The following is a 19710-nucleotide window of genomic DNA, read 5'->3' on the forward strand; positions in this document are numbered from 1 at the left end:
CCTGCATTATAAAAATAAGGGAATTATTATGTTGAAAACAGAAATGGCAAAAAAGCTCAATGAGCAGCTTAATCTGGAATTTTACTCTGCGAATCTTTACCTGCAAATGAGTGCCTGGTGCAGCGATAAAGGTTTTGAAGGTGCTGCGGCATTTTTAAAAGAGCATTCTCAAGAAGAGATGCAACACATGCAGCGTTTGTTCGAATATCTCAGCGGAACAGGCTCTATGCCGGTTTTGGGTACGATCAGCGCCCCACCAATTGATTTTGCTTCTCTGGCTGATGTATTCAAGCAGACTTACGAGCATGAGCAGCTTATTACTACTCAAATTAATGAACTCGCTCATGCAGCAATGGAAAACCACGATTATTCCACGTTCAATTTCCTGCAATGGTATGTGGCTGAGCAGCATGAAGAAGAAAAACTGTTCAAATCCATTCTTGATAAACTGGCCTTGGTGGGTAACAGCGGTAATTCATTGTTCTTCGTTGATAAAGATCTGAAAACAATGGCGGCCCAAAGCCACGTTCAAGCTTAATCTCTATTGTTAGAGTGATTGACGCAGTTTTTGATTCTCGATCAACAGAATCAGAAACTGCGATTTTCGTTTTCCCCCCGCTAACTTAGCTACACAACTCCCTCCATCTTATTGTTTTCGTGCTAATTGCATATTGTTTAGCTATGGTTTCTCGACTTGCCATATTCAAATCGTTATCATTTGCAATAACGACAAGGCAGTGAGTTGAATTGCTGCCCAATTAGTGGTGATATTTCAATCACCACTCAGAATTTGGCGTTTTGTTTTGTGTGCTATCTCACAGGTAGTGCAATTGACTGGAAGTGATAGGGGTTCGCGCTGCCAATATAGGATATGGTTGGTAGCAGATTGATTCTTTTCCCCATTGATTAAGGGATACTATGTTTATTCGCAAAGTCCGTTCTTCTTGCCGCATGCTTTCGGCGCTTATTGTGTTGTTTGTTGGGATATCTAGCCAGCAAGCTCTGGCTCACGCACACCTGAAGATAGAGTCGCCGGCTGCCGATACCACTATCGGTTCAGCACCAGAAGCAGTGACGCTGGGTTTCTCTGAAGGTATTGAACTCAATTTCAGTGACGTGAAAGTTACCGGGCCTGATAACAATGTAGTGAAAACTGGTGCGTTAAAATTGGATCCGGTGAATAACACACAGTTGATTTTGCCTATTGATCATGCATTAACGGCAGGGAAATATAATGTTTCATGGCACGTGGTGTCTGTCGATGGTCATAAAACCAAAGGCACATACAGCTTCACTGTGAAATAATATGTCTCTGGCGGCTCTATTCGTTCTGTGTCGCTTCTTGCATTTTCTGGCGGTGATGCTGATGTTTGGCATCAGTATATTCACCGCTGTATTAGCACCAGAACGATTCTCTTCAATACTCAAAAACCGTCTGTCACCTCTACTTATCTTCAGTACTTTTCTGGGGCTTATCTCTGCCGTGGGGCTTTTAGCCGTTCAGGCTGGAATGATGGGTGATGGTTGGGCTGATACTTATCGATTGACCGTTTGGTGGTCGGTATTTGGTACACGCTTCGGCCAGGTGTGGCAATGGCATATGGGTTTATCCATTTTGATTATGTGGATAGTGTTGCTGGGTTCAACTCGTAGCAACTATCGACTGATAGCGGGCTGCTCAACGCTGTTACTCGCGAGTCTTGCTTTTACCGGGCATGCGGCGATGCATGCCGGAGTAGTGGGATGGATTCACCAAACTAATCAAATCATACATCTGCTCAGTGCGGGTTACTGGCTGGGTTGCTTGCCAGCGCTGCTGATTTGCCTCGTTTATACCCGCAATAATGATGTCAAACGTGAAGCAATCACTACGTTGATTCGATTCTCAAGCTGGGGACATCTGGCCGTAGTATTGGTACTGGCGAGTGGTGTTATTAACAGCATCATTATACTGGGCGATACCGCGCTGACGCTGACATCTACTTATCAGATACTTCTGCTCTGCAAAGTGATATTGGTGATGTTTATGATTATTGTTGCACTGATTAATCGTTATCTCATCGTTCCATTGCTTAAGCAATTACCCGCTAAAGCTCACTATTGGCTAGTGGTAAATAGTTGTGTGGAAATTATCCTCGGTGTAGCGGTATTACTCTTAGTCAGTGTTTTTGCCACTATGGCACCGGTATAGGGTAAAGCTATAAGTAACAGATATTGCTACTGAGCTTGCATTGGAGCCTTTGGATGCGAGAAAATCTAAGCAATCAATTAATTGAGGATAATTAAGATGAAAGGTTTTGTGCTGACGTTATCGTTGCTGATGCTATCAATTAACGCTATTGCTGCTGGAAAGATAGTGACGGTCAGTAAATTTGAATTTGGTAAGCAATGGGCATTTACCCGGGAAGAAGTGATGCTGGAATGCCGCCCAGGTAATGCTTTATTTGTGATTAACCCGAGTACGTTAGCGCAATATCCCCTCAATGATATTGCTACCGAGCAGATGAAATCTGGCCTTGTATTAGCGAAGCCGTTAGATATTTTGTTGTTAGATGACAGTAACAACCCTGGGCAGAAGATGAGTTTGGCGCCTTTCCAGCAGCGTGCAATGTCATTGTGTCAAAATTAAACCTGAGATTGTGAGACTCACCAATATTAACCCGTATTTTTCAAATGATTACTATTACTAGTAATAGGTTTGAGTTTTCGCCATTCAGATTAGTTTACAACCGTAATTAATTAGTTCTATTGCCAAGTTGGCGAAACACATGTACTCGACTACGCTTAAGGAGTACGGCTGAATAAGCCTACGTTAATGCCAACTTTTAGCGCACGGCTCTCTCCCAAGAGCCATTTCCCTAGACCGAATATAGGAATCGTATTCGGTCTCTTTTTAACTTGTTGATTTTAAAGGTGTTATTTCACAACAAACGAAAATAAACGAAATTTCCACGAAATCCTATACTCGGCCTAAATCTCAACCCACTCATTTTTACGTGAATCCAGGTATACATTCGTCATTTTCATCGATTTGTGTCCAAGCAATTTCTGTGCAAACTCCTTACCGTATTCCGCTTCATAAAGACGCGATGCCAGGCTGCGGATCTCGTGAAAGCTGGGAGGGGATATTTCATAAACCAGATTGGTGGCCTTTAATGCTTTAACAAATGCTTTGGTAAGCGAGTCCGCGTTTAAGGCTCCAGGTTCTCGGCCTGAGCTTTTACTGGATGAGCTGATGAGATATTCACTTTTACTGTTATTCAGGCACTTTTCTATAATGTCCCAACGTTAGCGTTCATTATTTCCAACCGTAAAGAGAGTGATATAGCAATTTGATTGCCGGTCTTGCCCTGAATTACCCAAGGCTTGCCATCATGCACATCGCTTCTTTTTAATTGCCGCACATCGTCACGGCGCTGACTGGTAATCAGCGCCAGTGCCAGGCTGAGTTGAACCCAGTTCTGCTGTTGGTCGGCAGCCTCATAAATCTTGCAAAAGGCTGCATAGTCGAGCCGTTCTCGCTTAACTTTTGGTGACGGTGTGCGTGTTGCTTCCACTGGGTTGGTGCTAATTAAACCATCAGCTATTGCTTCGCGAAAAACATCCGACAAAACAGAACGTAGATTTACCGCCATCGAACTTTTACCATTATCGACATAGGCATTAATAAAATCAGCAATATGCCTGGTGGTAACAGCTTCGATCGGCCTATCTCCAAATTGCTGGTTAATATATCCGATTTGCAGGACTCTCATTTTCATGGTGTTCTCAGCCAGTTCTCTACGCTTTAATAGCTCTGAATAGCGCTTTAGCCAACTTGCTACGGTATTAACTTCGGCTTTAGCCGCAGGAGTTGGGGCAGGAGCTTGCAATCGTTCAAGGAGGGCTACTGGCTGAAAGTTTGATTCAATATAGTTGTTAGCCTGAATGGCCTGAGAGATGGCATCCCTCCGGGCAATTTGTCCGAGGGTTATTTCCTCCCCAGTAATAGGGTTACGCCAGTAAAATGATTTGCGCGAGCGGCGATAGGTAAGGTTCCTAGGTAAATTGGCATCATATCTTTGCGGCCTTGATGCCATGATTAATTCTCTCTATTAATGGTGAGTTAACATCGGGTGATGCTTTTATTATTTTTTTAGCTAAGTGATAGCTTTTAGGTTGAATATAAATGGCACCTGGCTGTACACGATATTCCCGCCCATGTTTTTCAGGGGCCGGATAAATATTGCCGCCTCGCGCCCAGCGCTGGAGTGTCTGGGGGGTTGGTTGCTTGCTGCGGTAGGTTTCTTCCGCCCATTCTTCTAATGTCAGTAGTTTGGTCATTGGTCTTTCCTCAGTAGGAAAGGGCGCAAAGATGTTACGCCCTATTATGGTCGTTTGGTCTAGAGTGGTAAGGGGCTATGTTTTAGTGATACTGCTATCGAATGCTACGGTCGGATATGGTTAAACCTCCCGAATTAACCGGTTGATAATGTCTCTTTTGGAGGGAATGCGAAGCTGGTGTGCCAGTTGCCATGCTTTGCGCTGATTCTGGGTTTTATGCTCCAACATTTTGCGGATAGTGGTCACCAGGATACCATATGAATGGAGGGCGGGAGAGAAGGAGCAAACTCTGTTGTTAGCATTGTACAAAACAATCGAATTGTGGATAAAATCGGGAAAGGCATTTAACGGATAAGGGACTATTGATGCGTCATAATATATTGTTTTTTAAATATTTCTATTCCACGATATTCGGTTTTTTTTCTATTACTTCGGTCGCTTTATCAACTGTAAGTAATGTGGACTCGTACATCCAATATGCATTTATATTTGGAGTGTTTGGGGCTTTTACTACAGGGTATCATGCTGTTTTGGCTTTAATAGCCGAACAGTTATCTATGTCCAAAAATGCGAGAAAACGACAAAAGGGACGCTTATTTTATAATAGATTAACAGGATATAACCCTTCACCAGTAAACCTATTCATAATAGCTATTCTCTATGCGTCAGCTTACTTTTCGTTTCTTGTTCATCATATATTTTCCAATGATGCTCACTTTGGTTGGGCCATCGTGTTATCACTGATTTCGCTCTCTTTATTTATATGTCATCAGCTAAAGAAGCTTGATTCTTTTACCGTAAGCAAAAATGCTTAATAGCATAGATGCCATTGGCATCATCGGAACAGCAGCAAAGCTGGAAGTGCGTAACGGGAAAGTTCGTAAAGTTAACCACCAGGCGGAAACCGAGGAACAGGCCGCGCTTATTGAATGGGCAGATAAAACTGTTATCGATGGTATTTGTATCGGGGACTATCTGATCCATATACCCAATGAGGGGAAGCGTGGGCCAAAGGCGGCAAGGGATGCCAAGCGGCTAGGGTTGAGGAAGGGGGGGGCCGGATTTGTTTTTGGCGCTACCGCGTGGTGGGTATGCGGGGTTGTGGATTGAGATGAAAGCTAGCGATGGAAAACCCACCAAGGAACAGGCCAAGTGGATCGACAGAATGATAAATGCTGGGTTTTTTGCTGAAGTATACCAAGGTTCCAGAAATGCTAAAGATTCAATAGAGTCTTATCTTACATATGGTTATAGTGATTTCCCGAATGCGAATATATAACTGCTGCTATATTGGAGATTAAATATGGAACATATTGATATTATATATACCTTGATACGAAATCACTGCTTGAAAAATTTCCCATCAAGAGCTTGGTTTGATGTAAAAGAGATCATAGATAGTGGCCTTAAAATAGTTCTCTTCGGTGAAGAGTTTACGGAGTGAACAACTCATGCTGTTGTCTCAGGAACTGATAGTTACGGTTCACCAATAAACCAATATTGCTTTATGGATAATTCTAATAACGCTGGCAACATAAAAGATAATCCTGCTAATTATTATGCTGACTACATTAAAGCTATGTATAAATGGTTGTACGATGAAAAATATATTTCTTTTACTCAACCTGATGGATATTTGGCAACGGAAAAGATGTTATTGACTAATCATATCAAAGTACTTCAGTAATTTTATTTTTTTGCAATAATTCTGTTTTTGTTGCGATTTATGCAATGAAATATAGAATCAGTCTTGTGAATTTAAAACACAGGACTGACCAATGACTACAGCAATTGAACGACTGATCAAAATACATGATCCTCGCTGTGTCGGCATAGAATCGCTGAATATTGGCCGGGGTCGTGCAGTTCTGACCAAAGACCAGATATTAGGTACTTTTGCTACCTGCCAGCATCTACACCCTGTCGGATTCGATATTTTGATGACCAAATATCGCAATGACGGTAAAGCCGAGCAACGCTTACGGGCCGCAATTAGTGTGTGGCTGCATAAGCGATCGCATCCACCTCGTGCCATTGCTGCCTGCCAGTTAGCGCTGAATATGGTATTGGATAGAAATCTCCCGGCGCAGGTAGAGCAAATTGCAACTGTATTACGACGTTACGGCTCCCGTACTGGAATGACCAGAAAAGTCGTTGATGGGCTATATGGGCCAGATATTCTTCAGAACTCGATTACTCTGCTATTGCCGCAGGGTTTAAGGGATTAATACCCGACACCTCTGGTACTCAACAATCATGCTGTGATAATGAGGGTCTAATTGTTGATGGTTGTGTTGCCCGACTAAATCAATATCGACCTGATGAGTACGAACTGATTATACGGCATTATGTGTTGAATCAGTCAAAACGGGCCATTGCTCGACAGCAGAAACGGGATGAAAGAGCCGTCAGGGTGAGCATGCAGATGGCCGAAGGATTTGTTGATGGTTGCTTGTCGATGATAGACGTTTGCCTGGAAATGGACCCGGCAACAATGAAGTCAGAAATTTATGATAAAAGTGTTGGTGCGGCCGCAAAAAGTGCATTAGTGTGATAAGAGTTGGTTATGCAGTAGCGCTTATCCAGTCAAATAAACCTCGCCTTTGTGCGGGGTTTTGTCGTTTCTGGAGTTTGCATTAGTGGGCTGAATTATCTGAAAAGTAACCTTGCTGATGGCGTGCTTATAAATTGATGCGTAGAATCCGCTTCCTAACCGCCACTAGCTCAGCTGGATAGAGCCGATAACCATAGTTGTTGTAGGTGCGAGGTTCGAGACCTCGGTGGCGGGCCAAATTTCAGCCCTTAGCTTAACAGCAGGGGATTTGCCGTTTTGTGAGTCATGCCCACTATAAAACTGGTCATGTTTAATGTTTGTTTATTATTGCAATGTAAATTATACAGTGCTGTGATAGTTACCTTGGTGCAAGGATTGCATTATCATTGGTACGGTTACAGGGTCAGCTATCACAGCACCAAATTCAAAGCCTCGGTTAATCGCCGAGGCTTTTTATTTTAAGTAAATCACTATTCGTTTAAAAATGGGTTATTAATATTTTGATATATTCCCTTAACAAATGATAGGGATGTGATTTATGAGAATGTTAATTGCTGTTGTTTTGTGTTTAGCATTGTCTGCTTGTTCTTGGAGTTGGATACCAATGCCGTACCCAAGTTCTTCAGAGATATGCCCTCGCGGGACGGATAGTATCTCTCAGCAATGCCGTTGAATTATTGGTGGGGGCTGTAATTACTGGAGGGCTCATTCGCATGAGCGCTGGGTAAATCAACGATACACACTATCGACTTTCCAAAAGAAGCTAAGTGTACCTTACTGATGTGAAGTGACAGTCGGGAAAGACAGGCAACTTTCCAGCCCTTGAGTTAATTGCTCAGGGGCTTTTTATTAGCTATCGATGTTGTTCTCCACCATATATACAAAGTGCGTACCAGGGCTCTGACCAAGAATTACAATCTTTATTACACGTGTGACTAACACCCATAGAGACACAAGCAAACGTAGAGGTTGCTATTGTAAACAACAAGGCTACCGCTCCATACTTTATAATTTTACACATAATGATTTCTCCAAATTTGCAGGTGAGCTTTTATATGCTCACGTCCATATACTTGAAATATTTAATGAGTGTCAAAATAAATACATTGGTCATTGATGAGTCGTATGCTAGTTAATATTGCAATAATTATGGTGCTATTTAATTTTGGTCTTTTTTCATTTCTACATTCGCATGGGTACTGGATTGGTTAATCCAATCGTTGTGAAACAGTATCCAGCCGAATGTGGTGAAAGCCGGCGCCGATATGTGGGGATACCAGTGGAACACCAGTGAAACGACGTCGGCGAATCCCTCGCCACCACAGAAGTACATTTAAAGGTATGTAGTCAGCACATCGTTAGATGTTGACGCCGGAACCGTAACCGACTTCAAAAATGATAAGCCCCGACATAAGTCAGGGCTTTTTTGTTTGTGGAATGGGCGGATACCTTCATTGAAAAGCGCATGTTTTATTAATGATCAACAGCGTCACCATTAGGCATTCTTTGTATTACTCGCCACACAACAGTAATGACGGATTGGAATCATCACCTTAATTTACTATTTATTTCGACCACATGGACAAATAATCCTGAAAGGTATTCATCATGTCTAATTCATTAAAATATCCCATTATTCTCGTTCACGGTTTCAGTGGTTTCGATAAGATTGCTGGAATCTATCCTTATTTTTTCGGTATTCAGCAAGCACTGGAAAAAGCCGGAGCTACTGTATTCACTGCCTCTATATCGGCAGAAAACAGTAATGAAGCTCGTGGTGAACAATTGCTCAGTTTTGTAAAACAAGTCACCCAGTTAACCGGATCCCACAAGGTCAACCTGATTGGCCACAGCCAAGGCCCTTTGGCCTGTCGCTACGTCGCCGCCATTCATCCCGAACTGGTTGCGTCTGTTACCTCCGTTAATGGGGCAAACTTTGGCTCAGAAATTGCCGATCTGGTCCGTTTGGCGATGAAACCAGGCTCCCTTCCAGAAGATATTGCGGGCGCAGTGATGAACGCTTTTGGCTCATTCCTTTCCATTATGACTGGTCGTCCCTCCCTGCCACAAGACAGTGTCGCAGCGCTTAACTCGCTCACCAGCGAAGGCGTCGCTAAATTCAATGCCAAATATCCGCAGGGTTTGCCAAGCAATTGGGGAGGAGAAGGTAAAGAATATGAGAACGGCGTTTATTATTATTCTTGGGGTGGGGTGATTAATTACAACCCGATTGAGCAGGGGCTCAATAATTTTGATCCGCTGCATATTTCAATGGTTGCCCTCTCATTTCTGTTCACAAAAGAACGTTTACAGAATGATGGGTTGGTTGGGCGCTATAGTATGCATCTCGGCAAAGTTATACGCTCTGATTATTCAATGGATCACCTGGATGCTATCAATCAAACTGCGGGGGTTGTTACCAGCAGTACCAACCCTGTTCAACTATTTGTCGAGCACGTGGCACGATTAACATCGAAAGGGTTATAACTTTCGGATAAGAGTGCTTGCGAGCTCTGTCCCGTTTAGCTAATTGACACTGCTACAGTCAGGGCTACACCGAGTGCTTTTATAGTGTAATAGATTTAATTTTAGTCACTAGTTTTATGCAACGCTAAGCGATCAATTCACGACATTTTTTAAGGCTCGCTTCGGTGATTTTTTTGTTTATTTTTTTGGGGGGTGACGAGGAGCTCAATAAAAATGAGTGATATTTACTAATTGTTTATGTTGTTGGTGTAAATTATAACTTGCCGTGACAGTTGCTTTTTGATGATTGTGGCTCAGTCGTCCTACCTGTGGTAGTTAGCTATCACTGCATTCTATTTTATCGACCAATCCAATATGATTATTAGGCGCAAAAAAAAGCCCTTACCTCTATCTTATTTGGTAAGGGATGCCAATTCGGCCAACACCAGGGAAAGTTATGTTGATTTCATTTTACCGAAGGGATCGTTCCCGTCAATGAATATATAAGTTCAATTAATTGAATTAAAATAGATTATTTATAAATGGGTTTTATATAATTAGCTCGTTATTAATATCTATAGATTAAAACTGATATAGCCAGAGAACATCCCGATCACTACAGAATAATTTTAAGGCTACCAATTTGGTGGCCTTTTTTATTTAGCTCCCGTCAAAACAGTCAATTACTGAAAACACCCTCATATCTCCGAGTGACTACGACGGGAACTATTACCTACTTGATCCAGTTGTGGCCCCCAGAATCAGCATTGGTCATATGCGAGGTGCCGGAGTTCGTTGGTGCTACATGGGGTGATAGTGGGCTGTATACACTAGCTCTCAAGCGTGAGCTGCGGATCTGCAAGGGTCGGCTCGATGAAGTCATTAGTTGGCGGAAAAACGCCGGAAAGAAAACGTAATAACTAATGGTTAGCTGCCAATCGGGACGCTAGCGAAGATAGGTGGCACTATAAGTACCACCTAAAATGATAGTTGATAAGCTATAGGGCTAGCTGTATTGCACGGTCTCTGACCTGTCGTGCGATTGATAATCCATTAGTGAAACGTTGCTCTGCCGACGGTAAATCGCTTGGGTGATTAATATAAGCATCTGGCAAGTTTAGGTATAACTTTTGAACGATAGAGAGAAAGTATCACTCATGTCTCATGCATCTGACATGATAGGCGCATTGTCAGATGAAATTGAAGAGCTGGAAGATAGCGATGATGTTGTACCGGATAAATTCCGAGCCGACTTAAAAGCCTGGAAACAGTATCGGGTAAAAGTGAAGAACATCGATGTTTCCCTAGTGCCCGATATTGAGTGGCCAGAGTCACCGGATACTGTTTTATCTGAAGCATGAAATACAAAACCGGGCTTAATTGCCGCCCGGTCTGTCAACTTATTTAGTTTGAATGTTGCAATCAGTATTAAAAGTTATATTTAACCCCTAACATCACCGCTGTATCGCTGTAACCTTTGTTGCCCACTTGCTGGCCAACATTACCCCAGAGATTGACTTGCTTGTTGATCTGACCTTCAACCCCCACTTTCACTTCCGCAATATTCGCTGCGCCTTCTTGTTTCACGGTCACACCATCCATATTGGTGCCAAAGTCTTTGGTGTTATGAACCCAGTTAATTTCAACAAACGGCTGGAACACACGATCTTTGCCTTTATCCTGAGCAGCGTACCCATTCATAAAGGCTTTCACACCCAGACGAGTCTGGATATTGCCATCACCTTCACCAGACACATTGGTGCCGTTGGTTTCTTTATGGTCGTCTGCTTTCACCCCCATCCAGGTAATCTGTGCTTTGGGCTGGATAAAGTAGGTGGCGTTTTTAGCTGCATTCTCGCCAACTTTAAAGGTATAGCCACTCTCAAGCGAGGCAGTCACACCCTTAGATTTGTACTCCTCACTTGCCAAATCCTGACCTTCAACGGTATTGTTGAACCAACTGTATTGTGCCCAACCGTCGACATACAATCCGGACTTGTCTTCATCGTTGGCATACCAGGTGCTGTACACGCCGACAGTGTAACCATCAACAGAGCCGTCTGACTGGTAACCGGATTTCGAGCGTGTATTGCTCTTGCTGTTACCGTAACCGGCCATGACACCTAAATGTAAACGGTTCAGGTCATTGTTACTCCACTGCGCGATATCGCCACCTAATTGCATCACATAGCGGTTACTTTGGGTTTTCAACTGCCCGCTGGTATCACGTGAGCGGTTATGCCCACCTTCATTGCGTAACCACATGCTGGTCACTTTATGCTCGCCTGTCAGGGCATCGATATATTGAGTTTCCCCTAAACGATCGTGCAGACGGGTGACAAACATATTGTTAGCTGCCGCCAAGTTCGCTGCATAACTTCCCGCCTCAGGGCGTTTCATTTCTTCACCTGGACCAACGGGATTTTCAGGGTCAACCGGTTCATTGCTTAGGCTAGTCAAATACCAGTTGGTGGTATTGCTACCTATCCCGCGGGCCAGTGAGTAATCATAGGCCCCGGCCACGATGCGACCACTTTTGACAAACTCACCGTCAGATAAACCGTTTACTTGGATAAGTTCAATACCGTTCAGGGTTTGTGCACCGCTGCCGCCGAGGTTATCCACCCTTACATGTGTATTGCCGCTCGTATTGCCGTTAATCACCAGTTTATCGGTGGGAGAGTTATCATCGGACAAATGACTGTTGAGTATTAACTTACCGTTGTTACTAGTATAATCACCATTAATGGTTAATGTGTTAAATCTGGAACCTATTCGAGTAGGGGAGTCAATACTCGATGACGATAAAATGCTCGGTGCGATTAATCCGGAATTTTCAACATTACCATTAATTATACCGCTACCACCCAACATACCTAACTCGGCAATATTAACTTGTCCGCCTAATACGTTATTCACAATCAGGCTACCACCATAAACCTGAGTTTTACCGGCAAAGTAACGACTATCACCGGTCAATGTGGTGGTACCTGCCAACTGGTTAATCGTGCCATTACCGTCAATTACCGCAGCCAATATATAGTCGCCGGTGTTATCTGTATGGTTCAGGTTAAGAATACTTTTATCAGCGGTGAACAGCTGAATGGCCGGAGCATCAAGATAGCCTGCGGCATGAGGCGCACTGATTTCAGTACCACCAATATTAATAACGTTGGTGCCGGCACTTGCCAGACTAGCATTATAATCGCCATAGCCCACACCGATCGCCTGACCGACAGAAACTTTACCACCGTCATTAATGGTTAATGCTCCGCTAGCGTTGCCCCGGCCAATAAATAAATTCGTACCTGCGTTCCATTCTGAACCTTGCCCAGTCACTAGCACACTATTTTCTACATCGTTTTGCTGGTCAGCCAGATAAGAAGATGCGGTACTCAGTACATTAACTTTAGCACCGTTAGAAACTGACATATTGCCTGATGCGGTATTGCCAATATAAACATCACCAGTAATATTCAAGGTCGAGCCAATGCCGTCGACCGCCACCACTCCACCACCGCGGTTATCACCGTTATATCCGCCAATCAGTAAACCGTAACCATCATATGAACTATGAGCATTTACTGTGCCACCATTGGTAATATTCAGATAGCCTTTGCCATCACCGCCAACGGTAAGATTACCCGCTATATCGATCAATGAACCCTGACCGTCGACTTCAGCAATGCCTGTGGCACTAAGATGGTCAGCTAAAACTAATCCCCGACTGGCATTTAGCATATACATTTTTCCGCCGTCGATAATCTGTAACTCACCGTAGCCGTATAGGCCAACATAAAGAGATGCATTAGCCATGGTTAACGATGCATTGTCGCCACTCACAACTATTTTGCCACTACCATTACTTCCACTTTCGCCACCGACAGCAATAATATTAGTGCCTACCATCGTTAAATGGCCATTATCTGAAATGGTTAATTGGGAATTATTATTTAAAGAGGGGGCCAACTGAAGCTGAGTAATAGTGGATATACCATTACTAAGATTTACTAATCCATTATTAATTATCGTTGTTGTAGTGGTGTCGGGTATAGTATTCGGCAACCAGTTACCACCCTCAAACCAATTATCAGAGACTGAACCGTTCCATGTCCCGGCTAAAGTCGATGAACTTATACTGACTAATAATAATGACAACGTGATATTATTTAACTTTAAAGCGCTGAATGTAAACATTATATTTAATTTCACTCTTAAAATAGGTGCAAATAGCCACTTAGGATAAAATGGATTTTTTCCTAAAAGGCCTTAGAGGCAGATAATGTAATTTACCAGATACATTTCATCTTGGGGATAACCCTGGCAATAGGGTTCTTATTGAGTTTTACGCAACGTTCACATTACCTCGATACGCTAGATCGTGGCGTAAATTGTCTTCAACTTATAGTGGGCATATACAACCACATCATTTAGGTATTTAATCTGAAGGTCGGCACTTTCCTATTTTCCAACAAAGAATAGCCTTTATAGCTTTGTTTAAAATAATGTACTTATCGTCCGTTTTATACGATTGAGCTTCAGACTACTCCTTTAGCCCAAAAGGAACTTCAGCTTATCATCCCTCGATTTTTACAACAGTGTATTTTCAGTCGCTAAGGCTTGAGACTATATCTTACATGAGACCCATATGAAATGAGATGTCGCCCTGACTTTTGTAGGAAATTTCAATAATAAAGTGCTTGATCCGACAACTTTCATTACAGAAGTATGGCAGCGCCAAAAATGCCGCTAACTGTGGTAAATTGAGGGGAATTCAGATGGGAGCAGCTATGAGCACAAAAGATTCAGACGCGCTATATAACGAAATGTGCCGAGTAGTGGGGAAGGTGGTGCTTGAGATGCGTGATCTTGGACAAGAGCCAAAGCATGTGGTCATTGCGGGAGTGTTGAGGACATCATTAGCTAATAAAAAGATAAAGCGTTCAGAGATTACAGAAGAGGCGATGAGGGCTGTGGTGGAGGCGCTGGCTAGGAAGCAATAAAACCTGGCAGCGGGGCCGGGTCTATATTTATGCGGCTTGATTCTCAGCTTTAATTATACGACTTGCAGCTTGGTGTACTGTTGTTACAGGGACANCCCTAATAGAGTGTTTATCATCGACCTCTTGTATTGAAAATAGGGCTTCATTGAGTTTTGAAAATTGAGATTTACTATATGTCGGCTCATCTTCTGGTGGGCGATAAACAATGAATTCATAAGTGCTGCTATCCAGCAAGTCATAATCTTTTACAGAAAGTAAATCCAATATTCTAGCTGTATTACGATCAAGGTGGGTTGCTAGGTTATTGGGTATCAGTCTATCTGTGTTAACTGCCACTTTATGGCTAAGATAAAATATGATAGACATTAAAAATCAACCATACACATAAATATCATTCGCTTACCTCCCGCTTCGTTACTTTTATCTCATCCGCTATCGCCACTTTGCAGCCACTCTCAAATCGAGCTAATGGATTAAAGTGAATCGCGTCTTGCAGGTGGTCTGGCGCGAAGTGAGAGTAGCGCATGGTGACCCGAATATCTGAGTGGCCGAGGATACGTTGCAGCACGATGATATTGCCACCGGCCATCATATCCTTCGAAATCGTCTTTATGACTTTGCATTCTCTCTGTTAAGCTGCTCTGCCGGCTTCATAGCCTAACGTGATATAATCTTATTTTTACGGAAGATTTATGCTGACCAACTCATCCACTCGTCTTAACAAATATATTAGCGAGAGCGGTATCTGTTCTCGTCGTGATGCCGATCGTTATATTGAACAAGGACATGTTTTTATTAATGGCAAACGGGCCGCTGTTGGCGATCAAGTATATGGCGGGGATGTAGTCAAAGTTAACGGTCAGCTTATCGAACCGCGTGACGAAAACGACTTGGTGCTGATCGCACTGAATAAACCGGTTGGCATCATAAGCACCACCGAAGAGGGGGAAAACGATAACATCGTTGATTTCGTTAATCACAGTAAACGAGTCTTCCCTATCGGACGTTTGGACAAAGACTCGCAGGGGTTGATTTTTTTGACGAATCACGGTGATTTGGTTAACAAAATCCTGCGCGCCGGGAACGACCACGAAAAAGAGTACGTGGTGACGGTCAACAAACCAGTGACTGACGAGTTTATTCTCGGTCTGGGTGCTGGTGTACCGATGATGGGAACCGTGACCAAAAAATGCAAAGTGAATAAAGTCGCGACCTTTGTATTTAATATCACGCTGGTGCAAGGGCTTAACCGTCAAATTCGCCGTATGTGTAAACATTTTGGCTATGAAGTCACCAAGCTTGAGCGCACTCGTATCATGAACGTCACCCTGAAAGGGCTGCCAATGGGTGAGTGGCGAGATTTGACTGATGATGAGTTAATCGAGTTATTTAAGCTGATTGAAAATTCATCATCTGACGAAAAACCGGTGAAAAAAGCCAAGGCTAAGCCCGTGGCAGATAAAAAACCGAGTGTTAGTGGGGCGAAAAAGGCCGAAAAACCCGATGGTAACTCAGCTTCCCGCAAGCGCTTTACCCAGCCCGGACGTAAGAAGAAAGGGCGCTAAGCTCACGTAATTATCATCGGTCTCAGTACTCAAGCATATAAACTCGGCAATGGCCGAGTTTATATTGATGAAACACCCGGTGTGAAACCAATCATCAGTCTTTTTCCTCATGTCCTGTCAAACCTAACCTGACGCTATGCCCTGAGTACGGCATTAGTTCCCAATATTTAATATAGAGCATACTTTCTTGCTCGTATTGACGTCACAATAATAGTAGGTAGACTGGTATACCTATAATAATCCAAAGCAGGAAGAAATTTGCCATGTCCTCACGCGAACTATCAGAAAGTGCCCGAGATCGGCTGCTGAGTGCTGCAAGGGTGTTGTTCTATAACGATGGCATTGCGGCAACGGGTATTGATGCCATTGTTAAAAGGGCAGGTGTTGCCAAGAAAAGTCTCTACAACAACTTTGAGTCTAAAGCAGAACTTGTTGCTACTTATTTACAGATTCGTCATGAAGAGTGGCTCGCACTGTACGCTAATCGTCTGCAACAAACGGCGAGTCCGAAAGAGAGCGTGATGGCTGTTTTTCTTGCTTATGCAGACCATGCTGAATTTGCCTATGAACGTGGATTCAGAGGGTGCGGACTACTGAATGCCGCGGCTGAACTGCCCGCGGGCGCACCGGGCAGACAGGCAGTGCGCGGGCACAAGGAGCAGGTAGAGTCGATTCTGGCTGAACATCTTTGTGTGCTTCTCTCTGGTGATGAACAACGTGCCATACGGATGGCCAGGCACTTTTCATTTTTACTCGAGGGGAGTATGTCTCGCGCGGGCTTGGAAGGGAATGGTGAGTGCGTTCGTCAGGCAATGACAATGGCCGCCGAAATGATGGAGTCGCTATGACTGTCACGCCAAGAGATCGCATGATGGGCAGGGTGGGAGTATTGATTGCGGCCATCTTGTGGGGAACCACTGGAACAGCGGCAACATTTGCTCCTGCGGTTAGTGCTGTTGCCATAGGCGCTGTTGCGATGGGGCTTGGGGGGCTACTCCAGGCGATGATAGCCGCTGGGAGTATCATTAGTTATGTAGATAAATTCCTTCAACAGTGGCGTTTACTGCTGATAGGGGTCATTGCTGTTGCCATCTATCCGCTGGCATTCTATGCCTCTATGCATTTAGCGGGTGTCACTGTTGGGACTGTCATTTCTATTGGTTCTGCCCCCCTGTTATCTGCTCTGATTGAATATGTCTTGGAGGGCGAGCGGCTGACGATTCGCTGGATGTTGGGGGCGGCTCTTGGCATTGCAGGCATGGTGTTGCTTTGTATGGCTGAAAGTGGGGGCCACGGCACTCTGGTTCAGTCACCCAATGTCACGATAGGGGTAATTCTAGGCCTTCTTGCTGGTTTTACTTATGCGCTGTATTCGTGGGCTGCTCGCCGTTTGATGCAGCGAGGGCTTCCTTCTCGCACAGCGATGGGGGCGACTTTTGGTCTTGGCGGCATTTTGCTAATGCCAGTACTCTTTATGACTGGAGCCCCGCTGCTGGAATCTTGGAGTAATGCTGCAGTGGGTGCCTATATGGCGTTGGTTCCGATGTTTCTTGGCTATATTTGCTATGGATATGGGCTGGCTCGTATAACGGCAAGTATGGCGACCACCATTACCCTCATCGAGCCTGTTGTTGCTGCCATATTGGCAGTGATTATCGTGGGAGAAAGACTACCTATTACGGGGTGGGTGGGGATCGGGCTGGTGGTGGCTTGCCTGATATTTATTACTGTCCCGATAAAATGCGCTCTAATTGTTCGGGTAAGAGAAAACAATAGCCTGTAGTGGCACAATGATGCCTGATCTTGCCCGCTTGCAGCTAGATTTCTCCATTATTGCCACCTTCGCTTCAATTGTTGTTCCGATGATCAATCGTCCCTCTGTGCTATTGAGGGGAGTTCATCCAGGCACTTAAGTACGCCACAGTCTGTTTATTAACCACAATTTGTGGGCCAATTATCTATTTCAGTATGGTGCACTATGCTCATTCCCGGATAATCCCTATTTATGGGCGCACTATTCAGTGTGATGTTTGCTTTGTTCATTAACAATGTCGTGGTTGTGGTGATATCTAGTCTGTTAATGTTTTATATCATTGGTTCGGTAATTTAGTCAGGCAACTAATATCAGCAGTGTGTTTATCACTGGTTTTCTGTGATATTACATTTAACTCAGCAGGCCATTTAACACTTTATTTTGGTGATTAGCATTAATGATTGGCGAATGTAGTTAACGTCACCTTGGTTGTTTTTTTGTGAACTTCCCAATTTCTTACAGAATAAATGTAGGAAATAAAGCACATCCTCTAATATTAAAAAATAATATCGGAACGGATGTTCAGCAGATCGAATTAATACAGTGAAACCCTCAATGAGATTGATCGCTGTCAGGCTGGCGGTATACTTCACCGCAAATCAAAACCACATCAGGTCTGCGTTCATGAAGACGAGTAGCTACAGCCATGCATTCGTGGCGTGTTGTATAGACATCATCGGTCACGGGCAGTGCCTCGCAAGCATCCATACCGCAGGTGCTAACCAATAAAACAAATCCTATGAGCATATATTCTCCTTATTTATAGGATTTATATGAGTATAGCGCGTTTGCTGAAGAAGTAGTCTTCTCCTTTTCTAAGAAATGGAGTTTACATTTTTTGGTTAAGTATTAGCCAAGTTTGGTTACTGCTACCCCCATCAGAATAATGGCACTGGCGATGAGTCGTAACATCGATGGTTTCTCTTTTAGCATCCAGATTGAGATTATCATGGCGAACAAGACACTGGTTTCACGTAGAGCGGCAACGAGGGCGATTGGCGTGCTTTTCATGGCCCAAATGACAATGCCATAAGCCAGTAATTGCATCGCGCCACCAATCACGCCGTGTCGCCAGTGCTGGCGTATTTGACGAAAAACCACATTGCGGTGCATTATCCAAAGTAATGCAAACATGGCTATGCCGTTGCACATAAACAACCAAAAAATATAACTGAGTGGTTCAATGCTGGCGCGGCTGCCAGCCCCATCAGATAGGGTGTAGCAGGCAGTAAAAGTCGCCGTAATTAAGGCATAGATAATAGCCCTGCCATTGACTTTGTCAGTGCCACGTCGGCCATCAAATGTCATCATGATGACACCGGAGACTAAAATAGCCGCCCCAACTAAAGCTAACGACCTGGGGATTTCCGACAAGATTAACCAAGAGAGCAGAGCACTTAATAAGGGGGCAACGCCACGTGCGATAGGATAGATTTGACCAAACTCGGCTTGTTCATAAGCTTTACTTAGAAACAGGCAATAACCTGTGTGAAAAGCAACCGACAACAGTAACCAGGGAAGCGCGCTCAGCGAGGGTAACGCCACAAAAAAAATACCGAACAGTGAAATCACTCCGGAGAAAATTGCCATCAAAGAGATAGCGACAAAACGATCATTGCCAAATTTAACAAGAGCGTTCCAGCAAGCATGTAACAGTGCCGCGCCCAGCACGGCAAGAAATATTTCACTACTCATTCTATCCCCTTATTTAGGCGTCTCAGTTTACCTTAATTGCATTTATTTTCACGTCTGTAACACGTAAAAATTGTTGCAGATAGCTGATTCTTAGTGAGGGAAAAGATGAAGAAATGAGTTCAATGTCCCGATTTATTGCAAGAGTAAATATAACTAACTAACAACATCTGTATCATCTTATTTACTTTCTTAAGCAATAAATAAGGGTGGATTACGCCAAGGTGACATTGGTCTGATTAAGTAAATGGGGGTGTTTATTGCATATGATATTCGTTTTTTTTTCCTTATCAT

General features: G+C 43.7%; 22 protein-coding genes and 1 pseudogene. 16 read left to right on the forward strand and 7 right to left on the reverse strand.

What is annotated here, in order from left to right; all coding sequences use genetic code 11:
• Positions 1 to 28 precede the first annotated feature (28 nt).
• The 4 genes from ftnA to V2A85_RS13180 all read left to right on the forward strand — a co-directional run bounded on the left by ftnA (position 29) and on the right by V2A85_RS13180 (position 2629).
• Positions 29 to 538 (forward strand): non-heme ferritin, encoded by a 510-nt coding sequence (gene ftnA / locus V2A85_RS13165; RefSeq protein ID WP_083158609.1) that lies wholly within the window; start codon positions 29 to 31, stop codon positions 536 to 538.
• A 380-nt stretch (positions 539 to 918) separates the two neighbouring features.
• On the forward strand, positions 919 to 1305 hold the full coding sequence (gene yobA / locus V2A85_RS13170) for a CopC domain-containing protein YobA (protein ID WP_420071616.1): 387 nt from the start codon (positions 919 to 921) through the stop codon (positions 1303 to 1305).
• A gap of 1 nt (position 1306) precedes the next feature.
• Positions 1307 to 2191, forward strand: a complete 885-nt coding sequence (copD, locus tag V2A85_RS13175; RefSeq protein WP_420071617.1) for a copper homeostasis membrane protein CopD — start codon at positions 1307 to 1309, stop codon at positions 2189 to 2191.
• 96 nt (positions 2192 to 2287) lie between these two features.
• Positions 2288 to 2629 carry a YebY family protein gene (locus tag V2A85_RS13180; protein WP_193784646.1) on the forward strand — a complete coding sequence of 114 codons (342 nt, stop codon included), beginning with the start codon at positions 2288 to 2290 and terminating at the stop codon, positions 2627 to 2629.
• Between the two features lie 341 nt (positions 2630 to 2970).
• Here V2A85_RS13180 and V2A85_RS13185 read toward each other — a convergent pair whose 3' ends face one another.
• The 3 genes from V2A85_RS13185 to V2A85_RS13195 are packed head-to-tail and all read right to left on the reverse strand — an operon-like array spanning position 2971 to position 4323.
• Positions 2971 to 3279 carry a tyrosine-type recombinase/integrase gene (locus V2A85_RS13185; protein WP_420071630.1) on the reverse strand — a complete coding sequence of 103 codons (309 nt, stop codon included), beginning with the start codon at positions 3277 to 3279 and terminating at the stop codon, positions 2971 to 2973.
• Positions 3273 to 4079, reverse strand: coding sequence for a phage integrase central domain-containing protein (locus tag V2A85_RS13190; RefSeq protein ID WP_420071618.1), 807 nt, complete (start codon positions 4077 to 4079; stop codon positions 3273 to 3275). The genes V2A85_RS13185 and V2A85_RS13190 overlap by 7 nt, the downstream gene beginning before the upstream one ends.
• The gene (locus V2A85_RS13195) at positions 4054 to 4323 is read right to left on the reverse strand and encodes an excisionase (RefSeq protein ID WP_420071619.1); all 270 of its coding nucleotides are present in this window, start codon (positions 4321 to 4323) and stop codon (positions 4054 to 4056) included. Before V2A85_RS13195 ends, V2A85_RS13190 begins: the two co-directional genes overlap by 26 nt.
• Before the next feature lie 365 nt (positions 4324 to 4688).
• Here V2A85_RS13195 and V2A85_RS13200 point away from each other — a divergent pair, with 365 nt between their 5' ends.
• The 8 genes from V2A85_RS13200 (at position 4689) to V2A85_RS13235 (ending at position 10704) form a co-directional block, all read left to right on the forward strand.
• Positions 4689 to 5138 carry a hypothetical protein gene (locus V2A85_RS13200; protein WP_420071620.1) on the forward strand — a complete coding sequence of 150 codons (450 nt, stop codon included), beginning with the start codon at positions 4689 to 4691 and terminating at the stop codon, positions 5136 to 5138.
• Positions 5131 to 5433, forward strand: coding sequence for a hypothetical protein (locus V2A85_RS13205; protein ID WP_420071621.1), 303 nt, complete (start codon positions 5131 to 5133; stop codon positions 5431 to 5433). Before V2A85_RS13200 ends, V2A85_RS13205 begins: the two co-directional genes overlap by 8 nt.
• Positions 5423 to 5602: a hypothetical protein gene (locus tag V2A85_RS13210; protein WP_420071622.1), complete on the forward strand. Its 180-nt coding sequence runs from the start codon at positions 5423 to 5425 to the stop codon at positions 5600 to 5602. The genes V2A85_RS13205 and V2A85_RS13210 overlap by 11 nt, the downstream gene beginning before the upstream one ends.
• 499 nt (positions 5603 to 6101) lie before the next feature.
• Positions 6102 to 6551, forward strand: coding sequence for a TIGR02642 family protein (locus V2A85_RS13215; protein WP_420071623.1), 450 nt, complete (start codon positions 6102 to 6104; stop codon positions 6549 to 6551).
• A complete protein-coding gene (locus V2A85_RS13220) occupies positions 6488 to 6877 on the forward strand; it encodes an antiterminator Q family protein (protein WP_420071631.1) in 390 nt (129 codons plus the stop codon). The genes V2A85_RS13215 and V2A85_RS13220 overlap by 64 nt, the downstream gene beginning before the upstream one ends.
• A 1608-nt stretch (positions 6878 to 8485) precedes the next feature.
• Complete coding sequence (locus V2A85_RS13225) at positions 8486 to 9364, forward strand: lipase family alpha/beta hydrolase (RefSeq protein WP_372559193.1); 879 nt, start codon at positions 8486 to 8488, stop codon at positions 9362 to 9364.
• Between the two features lie 689 nt (positions 9365 to 10053).
• Entirely contained in the window at positions 10054 to 10260 is a 207-nt protein-coding gene (lysC, locus tag V2A85_RS13230) for an Rz1-like lysis system protein LysC (protein WP_420071624.1), read from the forward strand.
• A gap of 213 nt (positions 10261 to 10473) precedes the next feature.
• A complete protein-coding gene (locus V2A85_RS13235) occupies positions 10474 to 10704 on the forward strand; it encodes a tail fiber assembly protein (RefSeq protein WP_372559192.1) in 231 nt (76 codons plus the stop codon).
• Between the two features lie 67 nt (positions 10705 to 10771).
• Here V2A85_RS13235 and V2A85_RS13240 read toward each other — a convergent pair whose 3' ends face one another.
• A complete protein-coding gene (locus V2A85_RS13240; protein ID WP_420071625.1) occupies positions 10772 to 13252 on the reverse strand; it encodes an autotransporter outer membrane beta-barrel domain-containing protein in 2481 nt (826 codons plus the stop codon).
• 881 nt (positions 13253 to 14133) lie between these two features.
• On the opposite strand from V2A85_RS13240, the gene fumD reads away from it, so the two are divergent.
• Positions 14134 to 14346 carry a fumarate hydratase FumD gene (fumD, locus tag V2A85_RS13245; RefSeq protein ID WP_420071626.1) on the forward strand — a complete coding sequence of 71 codons (213 nt, stop codon included), beginning with the start codon at positions 14134 to 14136 and terminating at the stop codon, positions 14344 to 14346.
• 391 nt (positions 14347 to 14737) lie between these two features.
• On the opposite strand, the pseudogene V2A85_RS13250 reads toward fumD, so the two are convergent.
• Positions 14738 to 14938 (reverse strand): annotated as a pseudogene (locus V2A85_RS13250) (hypothetical protein); the annotation flags it as partial.
• A gap of 100 nt (positions 14939 to 15038) precedes the next feature.
• On the opposite strand from V2A85_RS13250, the gene rluF reads away from it, so the two are divergent.
• From rluF to V2A85_RS13265, 3 genes are all read left to right on the forward strand, one after another.
• A complete protein-coding gene (rluF, locus tag V2A85_RS13255; RefSeq protein WP_083158636.1) occupies positions 15039 to 15911 on the forward strand; it encodes a 23S rRNA pseudouridine(2604) synthase RluF in 873 nt (290 codons plus the stop codon).
• 263 nt (positions 15912 to 16174) lie between these two features.
• A complete protein-coding gene (locus V2A85_RS13260) occupies positions 16175 to 16759 on the forward strand; it encodes a TetR/AcrR family transcriptional regulator (protein WP_420071627.1) in 585 nt (194 codons plus the stop codon).
• A complete protein-coding gene (locus V2A85_RS13265) occupies positions 16756 to 17694 on the forward strand; it encodes a DMT family transporter (RefSeq protein ID WP_420071628.1) in 939 nt (312 codons plus the stop codon). The genes V2A85_RS13260 and V2A85_RS13265 overlap by 4 nt, the downstream gene beginning before the upstream one ends.
• 582 nt (positions 17695 to 18276) lie before the next feature.
• Here V2A85_RS13265 and V2A85_RS13270 read toward each other — a convergent pair.
• Both V2A85_RS13270 and V2A85_RS13275 read right to left on the reverse strand, forming a co-directional pair.
• Positions 18277 to 18471 carry a hypothetical protein gene (locus V2A85_RS13270; protein WP_083158639.1) on the reverse strand — a complete coding sequence of 65 codons (195 nt, stop codon included), beginning with the start codon at positions 18469 to 18471 and terminating at the stop codon, positions 18277 to 18279.
• A gap of 102 nt (positions 18472 to 18573) precedes the next feature.
• Positions 18574 to 19419, reverse strand: coding sequence for a DMT family transporter (locus V2A85_RS13275; RefSeq protein WP_420071629.1), 846 nt, complete (start codon positions 19417 to 19419; stop codon positions 18574 to 18576).
• Between the last annotated feature and the right edge of the window lie 291 nt (positions 19420 to 19710).

The sequence above is a fragment of the Yersinia sp. 1252 StPb PI genome, from assembly GCF_048593885.1.
Classification (GTDB): Bacteria; Pseudomonadota; Gammaproteobacteria; order Enterobacterales; family Enterobacteriaceae; genus Yersinia; species Yersinia enterocolitica_E.